Here is an 8,597-nt window from a genome sequence, read left to right on the forward strand (position 1 = left end):
GACCATGCTCACACCCACCCGACGGCGGACCGGACTGCGCGATGTGTCCCTCGACGGACACGACCTCGCCGTCGAGGACATCGTCACCCTCGCCCGGCGCCCCGGCACCCGGACCGTCGCCCTGTCCCCCGAGGCGGCCGCGCGGATCGCGGCGTCCAACGCGATGAAGCACACCCTGATCGACGCCGGCACCCCGATCTACGGGGTGACCTCCGGATTCGGCGACAGCAGCGCCCGGCAGATATCCCAGCGCAAGACCGACCACCTCCAGGACAACCTGGTCCGCTTCCTGTCCGCGGGCACCGGCCCGCTGGCCCAGGACGACGTCGTACGGGCCACCATGGCGGTCCGCGCCAACTGCCTCGCCCGCGGTGTCTCCGGAGTGCGGCCCGAGCTGATCACCGCGCTGATCGGCATGCTCAACGCGGACATCCTGCCCCGTATCCCGGAGCGTGGCTCGGTCGGCGCCAGCGGCGACCTGGTGCCGCTGAGCTACCTCGCCGCCGCCCTGACCGGGCGCGGCACGGTACGGCACGCGGGCGAGGACAAGCCCGCGGCACAGGCCCTCGCCGAGTGCGGCCTGACCCCGGTGACCCTGGAGGCCAAGGAGGGCCTCGCCCTGGTCAACGGGACCTCCTTCATGTCCGGCTTCGCCGTCCTCGCGCTGCACGACGCCCGGGAGCTGGCCTTCGCCGCCGACCTGTGCACCGCGCTGACCAGCCAGGTGCTGCTCGGCAACCCCTCGCACTTCGCCCCCTTCCTGTTCGAGGCCAAGCCGCACGACGGCATGGTCGCCAGTGCCGCCGCCATCCGGGCGATGCTCACCGGCGACACCATGCCCGACCCGCTGCTGCGCAGGCCCGACGGCGACTTCGGCGAGCTGGAACGCCCCATCCAGGACCACTACTCGGTACGCTGCGCCCCGCACGTCACCGGCGTCCTGCGCGACACCGCCGACTGGGCGCACCGGTGGCTGACCGTCGAGGTCAATTCCGCCAACGACAACCCCCTGTTCGACGTGGCCGCCGGCACCGTGCGCAACGGCGGCAACTTCTACGGCGGCCACGTCGCCCAGGCCATGGACGCACTGAAGACCGCCGTCGCCAGTGTCGGCGACCTGCTGGACCGGCAGCTGGAACTGATCGTCGACGAGAAGTTCAACAACGGCCTCACGCCCAACCTCATCCCGCACCTGGGTCCCGACGCGTTCGAGGCCGGCCTGTTCCACGGGTTCAAGGGCATGCAGATCACCGCCTCGTCGCTGGCCGCGGAAGCCTTGAAGTGGACCATGCCGGCCGCCTCGTTCTCCCGCTCGACGGAGGCGCACAACCAGGACAAGGTGAGCATGGGCACCATCGCCGCCCGTGACGCCCGCTCGGTCGTCGAACTGGTCCAGCGCGTCGCGGCCGTCCACCTCATCGCCCTGTGCCAGGCGGCCGACCTGCGCGGCCTGGACGTCCTCAGCGCGCCGACCCGTACGGCGTACGACGCGGTGCGCGGCCTCAGCGCGTTCCTGGACCGCGACCGGCCGCTGGACACCGACATCGAACGCGTCGCCACGCTGATCGCCTCCGGCGAGCTGCGTACCCGGGTCGAGCTCGACCTTCAGACGCGGGGCGCGGAGACCGGCGAGGCGGCCCGGTGAACGCGCCCGTGGCGCCGTACGCCGAGGTGTCCTGCGAGGAACGCCCCGACGGCAGCCGGATCCTGCGCGTCGGCGAGGAGCTGAAGGACCATCCGCCCACGCTCGCCCACGCGCTGCGCCACTGGGCCGCCGCCGAGCCGGACCGGGTCCTCGCGGCCGAGCGCGACGGCGAGGGCTGGCGCACCCTGACCTATGGCGCCGCCGCCGAGGCCGCCGCCGCCCTCGGCCAGGCGTACCTGGACCGGGGGTGCGGCCCCGGTGCCCCGGTCCTGCTGCTGTCCGGCAACTCCCTGGACCACCTGCTGCTGACCCTCGCCTGCCACCTCACCGGCGTACCGGCCGCACCGGTCAGCGTGGCCTACTCGCTGCGCAGCACCGACCTGGCGCGGCTGCGCTCCCTCGCCGCCCTGGTCCGCCCCGGGGCGGTGTACGCCGAGGACGGCGAGCTCTTCCGCCGCGCCCTGGTGGCGGCCGCCGACGCGGCCGGCACCTCGCCCGTGACCCTCGTCTCGCGGCGGCCGGGTGCGGGGGATGTGACCGTCGACGCCCTGCGTCGCACCGCCGTCACCGGCGCGGTGCGGCGCGCGCAGGACGCGCTGACGCCGGACACCGTCGCGAAGATCCTTTTCACCTCGGGCTCCACGGGCACCCCCAAGGGAGTGCTCAACACCCACCGGATGCTGTGCGCCAACCAGCAGATGCTCCGGCAGATCTGGCCGTTCCTGGCCGACGAGCCGCCCGTACTGACCGACTGGCTGCCGTGGAGCCACACCTTCGGCGGCAACCACAACCTGAACCTGGCGCTGTGCAACGGCGGCAGCCTCTTCATCGACGACGGGACACCGCTGCCCGACGCGTTCCCCCGCACCCTCGACGCGCTGCGCCGGATGCCGCCCACCGTCGTCGTCAACGTACCGGCCGGCTACACCCAGCTCGCCCAGGCGCTGGAGAGCGACCCCGGCCTCGCCCGGCGCGTGCTGTCGCGCGCCCGGATCATCCTCTACGCCGGGGCCGACCTGCCGGACGCGCTGCGGCGGCGGCTGCGGGCCGTGGCCCGTGCGGCGACCGGCCGCGACATCCCCGTGGTGTCCTCGTGGGGCGCCACCGAGACCGGGCCCGCGGCGACCTCCACCTGGGGCGGGGTGCGCGACGGCATCGGCATTCCGCTGCCCGGCGTCGAGCTGAAGCTCGCCCCGGCCGGCGGCCGGGCCGAGATCCGGGTGCGCGGCGCCTCGGTCACCCCCGCCTACCTGGGCGCCGAGGTCTCCGACGCGCTCGACGAGGACGGCTACTACCGCACCGGCGACGCGGCCCGGCTGCTCGACCCCGGCGGCGACGCCCGCCGCGGGATCGCCTTCGACGGCCGGATAGCCGAGGACTTCAAGCTCGCCACCGGCACCTGGGTCGCCGCCGGCCGGCTGCGCAACGCGCTGCTGTCGGCCGCCGGGGTGCTTTCCGACGCCGTCCTCGTCGGCGGCGACCGGCCCTATGTCGCCGCCATCGCCTGGCCGGCGCTGGGCCGGGCCAACGAACTGCTCGGCACCGACGCCGCCGACACCGCGGAACTGCTCGGCGACGACGGCCTGCGCGACCACCTCGCCGCCACCCTGGCCGCGCTCAACGCGGGCAAGGGCGCCGCCTCGAGCGTCGCCCGGCTGGCCCTGGTGGCCGAGCCACCGAGCATCGACAACGGCGAGATCACCGACAAGGGCTACCTCAACCAGCGCGCCGTGGCCGAGCGCCGCGCCGAAGTGGTCGACCTGCTCTACGCCGAGCCCCCGGACCCGGCACGCGTGGTCACCGCGGGGGACCGGCCGGGTGCGGCGGCGTCCGGTCGGTGAGCCGGGCTCGGGGGGTGCCGTGCGGAGGTGGCCGGTCTGCTGTGCCAGTGGGCGGTCACCGTCCGGCGCCGGCCGGGAACAGCGGCGTCCCCTCCGTGAGCCCGGCCCTGGGCTCCGGGTCGGCCGCCGTCCGGGCCGCGTCGCGCAGCCGCTGCACCACGGAGCCCAGCCGGAGCAGCTCGGATGCCACCGGGCGGAGCGATCCGCCCGGTGCCCGGGAGCGGCCCTCCCAGCGCGCTACGGCGGCATGCTTGGCGGCCCGCTGGGCCTGTGGGAGCCGTGCGTAGGCCACCTCGCGCAGCAGCGGCTGCCGGAAGGTGAAGCTGCCGGTGGTGCCGGCGTCCGCGGGAGTGGTCGGTGCCGCGGTGGGCGGTCACCGTCCGGCGCCGGCCGGGAACAGCGGCGTTCCCTCCGTGAGCCCGGCCCTGGGTTCCGGGCCGGCCGCCGTCCGGGCCGCGTCGCGCAGCCGCTGCACTACGGAGCCCAGCCGGAGCAGCTCGGATGCCACCGGGCGGAGCGATCCGCCCGGTGCCCGGGAGCGGCCCTCCCAGCGCGCCACGGCGGCATGCTTGACGGCCCGCTGGGCCTGTGGGAGCCGTGCGTAGGCCACCTCGCGCAGCAGCGGCTGCCGGAAGGTGAAGCTGCCGGTGGTGCCGGCGTCCGCGGGAGCGGCCATGAGCACTCCGCGGCGGACGAGTTCACCGAGCGCGTCGGCCACGTCGCCGGCGTCGGACTGCCGTTGGTCCCGCAGCGCCGCGACGTCCTCCGGGCGGACGGCCTCGCCGAGCACGGCGGCGTCCTGCGCGACCGCCTTGAGGTCGGTCGGCAGCGCGTCCAGCTGGGCCGCCAGTGCCCGGCCGACCGCCGACGGCAGCATGTCGTGCGCCGCCTCCGGCCGCTCGTCCGGGGCCGCGTCCGCCGCTGCCGTGTCCGGGCTGACGCGCCGCAGCGCCATCCGGGTCAGCTCCGCCGCGAACATCGGGTTGCCGTCGGCCAGCGCCGTCACCACCTCGACCAGCTCGGCCACCGGCCCGGGTGGCCGGTCCCGCCCTCCGCCCGCTTCGAGGACGGTACGCGTCAACTCGGCGACGACGGTGTCGGGCAGCCGTGTCAGCTCGGCGGTGACGTTCACCGCCGACTCCCAGGCGGGGCGCCGCAGGAACAGCTCGGGACGGGCCGCGGCCACCACCTTCAGCCGGGCCGGACCCTCCTGGCCCAGCAGCGGGCCGACGAGTCCGAGCACGGACTCGTCCGCCGCGTGCAGATCGTCGATGACCACGACCACGGTGCGCTCCGCGGCCAGCCGCTCCAGCAGCGTGCACCAGGCCGCGACCACCTCCTCGGGACCGGCGGCCTGCTCCTGGTGCGTCACCTGCCCGAGCGGTACCAGCAGCCGCTCGAAGAGCCGTCGCGCCTCGTCGGCGTTTGCCGCCGCCCGCTCGACCATCGCCCACAGCTTCGCCCGCGCCGTCCCGGGCGGGTCCCACGACCCGATGCCACAACACGACGACAGCTCCGTGGCGAGGACGCGCAGGGCGCTGTCGTCCACCGTGCACGGCAGCAGATGCGCCAGCAGGGGCCGCGTCGCCGGGTCGCGCCCGGCGGTCTGCCGCTCGAACTCCTCGAGCACCGCGCTCTTGCCCATGCCGGGGCCGCCCACCACCAGCGCGACCCGCCGCTCCACCGCGTCGGTGTCGAGCAGGTCCGTCAGGGCCCGTACGCAGTCGGCACGCCCCAGCAGCGGCAGCCGCGGGCCGCGCACGGTGGCGCACCGTACGCCCTGTACCGTCCACATGGCCGCGTGGACGCGGGCGCGCTGATAGCCGATCAGGTTGTCGGTCTGTCCGCGGGTGCCCTCGCTGACCCATACCTCGTCCAGGGGGACGAGCGGAAGCAGCGACTGCGGCCGGTCCAGCGCCGCGCTGGTCACCGTCGGGGGTCCGGCACCGTCGCGGCCGTAGCGCACCAGGGCCTCGCCGGTGTCAACGGCGGCGCGCAGGCGCAGCGGGTGCGCGTTCCGCGCGCGGATCCGGTGGCGTACGGCGAGCACCATCAGCACCGCGCGCATGGCGTCGTTGTCGTGGCTGCGCCTGGCGCCGAAGACGACGAGCCAGCAGCAGCCGAGCTTCGCCGCCACGACGCCGTCGAAACGACTCGCCTCGGCCACGACGACCTCGTGCAGGGCCTCCATCGCCATGTCCACGTGCTCCGGGTCACCGCCGCCCGGAACCGCCGGGCAGACCGCGTTGATCAGCGCGACGCTGACCTCCTTGCGCTCCGGCACGAGCCCGGCGGACTCCACCGCGTCCGGCGCGGGGGAGGCGGCGTCGGCCGCGGCCGACGGCTGCCGCGGTGCCGGACGCACCTGGAGGGTGCCGGGCAGCGGCGTGTAGTGGAGCGCTGTGTCGTGGGTGAGGATCGCCTGGTGGAGCTCCTGGAGTTCCCGGCTCGGATCCAGACCGAGCTGGTCGGCCAGCTCGGCGCGGTGCGCCCGGTAGACATCCAGGGCGTCGGACTGCCGCCCGCTGCGGTGCAGCGAGAGCATGAGCTGCCCGGTCAGCCGCTCGCGCCGCGGCTCGGACCGACGCAGCGTCAACAGCTCGGGGAGGACCGCGCTGTGCCGCCCCAGGGCCAGCTCGGCGTCGAAGTACTCTTCCAGCACGTCCAGCCGGGTGTCCGCGGACACCTTCAGCTCCGGCCAGGCCACCCCGGCCTCGGCCAGGTCGGCCAGCAGGGGCCCGCGCCACAGGGCGAGCGCCTGGCGCCACAGCCGGGACGCCTCCGCCACCCCGCCGTCCCGCATCCGGGCCCGCCCCTCCGCCACCAGCTCGTGGAACCGGTACAGGTCGACGGCCTGGGGGTCCACCCGCAGCAGATAGCCGGGCGGGCGCGACTGGAGCGACATGCCCTCCAGCTCGGCGTGCTCCTCGTGCAGGTGCAGCAGCTTGCGCAGCCGCCACACCGCGTTCTGGACCATCTTGCGGGCCGAGGCGGGCGAGGGCCCGTCCCACAGCGCCGAGATCAGCTGGCTGGTGGCCGTCACCCGGTTGGGGTGCAGCAGCAGATAGCCCAGGACGGTGCGCTGCTTGATGCCGCCGAGCGGCAGCGGCACGCCGTTCCTCAGTACTTCCAGCGGTCCCAGCACGTGAAACCGCAGCTCTTCCGCGGTCGCGGCGGGTCTCATGCGGCCAGCCGGAGTACCGCGCCGGGCGCCGTCAGCTCGGGGTCGTGCGCGAGTACGTACTGCTCCAGATCGCGCAGTCGGGGGCCCGGCCCGGTCCCGAACCGCTCCGCCAGCACCGACCGGGTGCGGCGATAGACCTCCAGCGCGTCGGTCTGCCGGCCGGTCCGGTACAGCGCCACCATGTGCAGTCGGCACAGCCGCTCCCGGACGGGCTCGGCATCTGCCGCGAGCCCCAGTTCCGCGACCACCTCGCGGTGGCGGCCCAGCATCAGGTCGGCGACGATCCGGTCCTCCAGCGCCTTCCACCGGGCCTCGCGCACCACCGCCAGTTCAGGCCACTCGATACCGGCCTCGACCAGGTCGGCCAGCACCTCCCCGCGCCACAGCCCCAGCGCCTCGCGGAGCGTACGGGCGGCCGCCTCCCAGGACCGGTCGGCCAGTTCCCTGGCGCCGCGTTCCAGGAGCAGGTGGTGCCTGCCGAGGTCGATGTGCTCGGGCGGGATACGCAGGACGTACCCCCGGCCCTCCGTGCGGAGTGCGACCGGAGCATCGCCGGACTGATGATGCGTCAGGAACGCCTTGCGTAGGCCTGATAACGCGTTCTGAACGCTCTTCCGGGCCGTTGTCGGCTCATTTGCGCCCCACAGGGCACCAATGAGCCGCTGGGTGCTCACGGAGTTGTTCGGATGGAGTAGGAGGAAAGCGAGGACAGTCCGCTGGCGGAGTCCTCCGAGGGGCACGCCCTTGCCATGGTGATTCGCCGTCAGTGGGCCCAACACGCTGAAACGCATGAAACTCCCCGCTTGGCCGCGCTTATTACTGCGTCCTACATTAGCTGGCTTGTCCGGGCTTCCAGGATGGCCAAGTGAATGGGCTAAATCACACCGCGTCAATCCTGTGATCGGGAATTCGGGGAACTGCGCGCGCGAGTCGCTGCCGACACCTGGCTTTCGATCAGCCGTGCCCACAGCGGGCGACGTGGTCTTCGGCGCGGCGGGTGCTCCTTCGGCGATGACGGGGCGCGGCCGAGGGCAACGGCGGGAGCCGGCCCTGCCGTGGGCGGCTGATGAGCGGCCACCGAGCGGCGTGGGCAACACGACCCAGCTGCGCCCCGGCCGGCAGCGGCCTCGGTGCCGGGGGCGGCACCGTGTGGCGACGTGCCGGAGTCGCCTCGGCCACGGCGGCGGCGCCGCTCCGCACCCCGGCCCCGGGGGCGTCGCGCACGGCCTGCTCGGCGCCGGACCGTGATCGTGGCCGATGCGGTCCACCGCCGGTCACCCGTCACCCGTACGTGCGGGCCGCCCGGCCCGCCTTGCAGGCGTGCCCGATCACCGTCTCGCCGACCTCCACAGCCCGGAACCCCGCCCGTGTCCAGGGAGTAGGTCCAGGAATTAGGCGCCGCCGGACCGAAACGGCGGGGAATTCGAGGCGGATCGGGTGACGGGTATTTACTCGGCTGCTTGGCATCGTCACCCCTTCTTGGTCGCGAATTTCCGCAAATTGAATTGGTCATGACATCTTTCGTGTCGGGGTCCCACCTCCAGGACCGTTCCAGTCGGGCAGCGAACGGTCACCCCCGGCGATGAAACGGGTTTCCGGATACGGTTCAGCGGCGACACCGGCCGGTGAACTGCCGGTGCGCGCGGGCGATAAACCAACATCACGCCGGGGCGACCGGGCACGGGGCCCGGACAGCGCCCTCCGGACGCTACCGAGGGATTTCCCGGTTTTCGATCATGCACCGTCCTCAGCGATCACTTCTCCCGGCGCGCTGTGTTTGGCTGTCGCCCATGAGGCGCCGCCCCGGAGCCCGAACCGCCCCGGGGCCGCACGAACACTGCGGCGGCGACGGCCCGGAGTACGGCTCTCCCGGCTCCGCTCGGCCGCCATCGGCCCGCGCAGGTACGGACTTTCAGGGAGTACAGGC

5 protein-coding genes are annotated in these 8,597 nt (G+C 74.0%); 2 read left to right on the plus strand and 3 right to left on the minus strand.

Annotation, left to right across the window (positions count from 1 at the left end):
• The first annotated feature begins 4 nt into the window (after positions 1 to 4).
• Both PS467_RS40775 and PS467_RS40780 read left to right on the plus strand, forming a co-directional pair.
• Positions 5 to 1,645, plus strand: coding sequence for an HAL/PAL/TAL family ammonia-lyase (locus PS467_RS40775; protein ID WP_311039555.1), 1,641 nt, complete (start codon positions 5 to 7; stop codon positions 1,643 to 1,645).
• Positions 1,642 to 3,486, plus strand: a complete 1,845-nt coding sequence (locus tag PS467_RS40780) for an AMP-binding protein (protein WP_311039556.1) — start codon at positions 1,642 to 1,644, stop codon at positions 3,484 to 3,486. Before PS467_RS40775 ends, PS467_RS40780 begins: the two co-directional genes overlap by 4 nt.
• Positions 3,487 to 3,541: 55 nt before the next feature.
• Here PS467_RS40780 and PS467_RS40785 read toward each other — a convergent pair whose 3' ends face one another.
• From PS467_RS40785 to PS467_RS40795, 3 genes are all read right to left on the minus strand, one after another.
• A complete protein-coding gene (locus PS467_RS40785) occupies positions 3,542 to 3,778 on the minus strand; it encodes a hypothetical protein (RefSeq protein WP_311039557.1) in 237 nt (78 codons plus the stop codon).
• An 81-nt stretch (positions 3,779 to 3,859) separates the two neighbouring features.
• On the minus strand, positions 3,860 to 6,670 hold the full coding sequence (locus PS467_RS40790) for an ATP-binding protein (protein ID WP_311039558.1): 2,811 nt from the start codon (positions 6,668 to 6,670) through the stop codon (positions 3,860 to 3,862).
• Complete coding sequence (locus tag PS467_RS40795) at positions 6,667 to 7,461, minus strand: AfsR/SARP family transcriptional regulator (protein ID WP_311039559.1); 795 nt, start codon at positions 7,459 to 7,461, stop codon at positions 6,667 to 6,669. Before PS467_RS40795 ends, PS467_RS40790 begins: the two co-directional genes overlap by 4 nt.
• Positions 7,462 to 8,597: the final 1,136 nt, after the last annotated feature.

Source organism: Streptomyces luomodiensis (assembly GCF_031679605.1).
Lineage (GTDB): Bacteria > Actinomycetota > Actinomycetes > Streptomycetales > Streptomycetaceae > Streptomyces > Streptomyces luomodiensis.

Excerpts from the sequence above, each read along its gene's own strand:
- PS467_RS40775 (WP_311039555.1), top strand. The coding sequence starts at position 5 with ATGCTCACACCCACCCGACGGCGGACCGGACTGCGCGATGTGTCCCTC.
- PS467_RS40790 (WP_311039558.1), bottom strand. The coding sequence starts at position 6,670 with ATGAGACCCGCCGCGACCGCGGAAGAGCTGCGGTTTCACGTGCTGGGA.
- PS467_RS40795 (WP_311039559.1), bottom strand. The coding sequence starts at position 7,461 with ATGCGTTTCAGCGTGTTGGGCCCACTGACGGCGAATCACCATGGCAAG.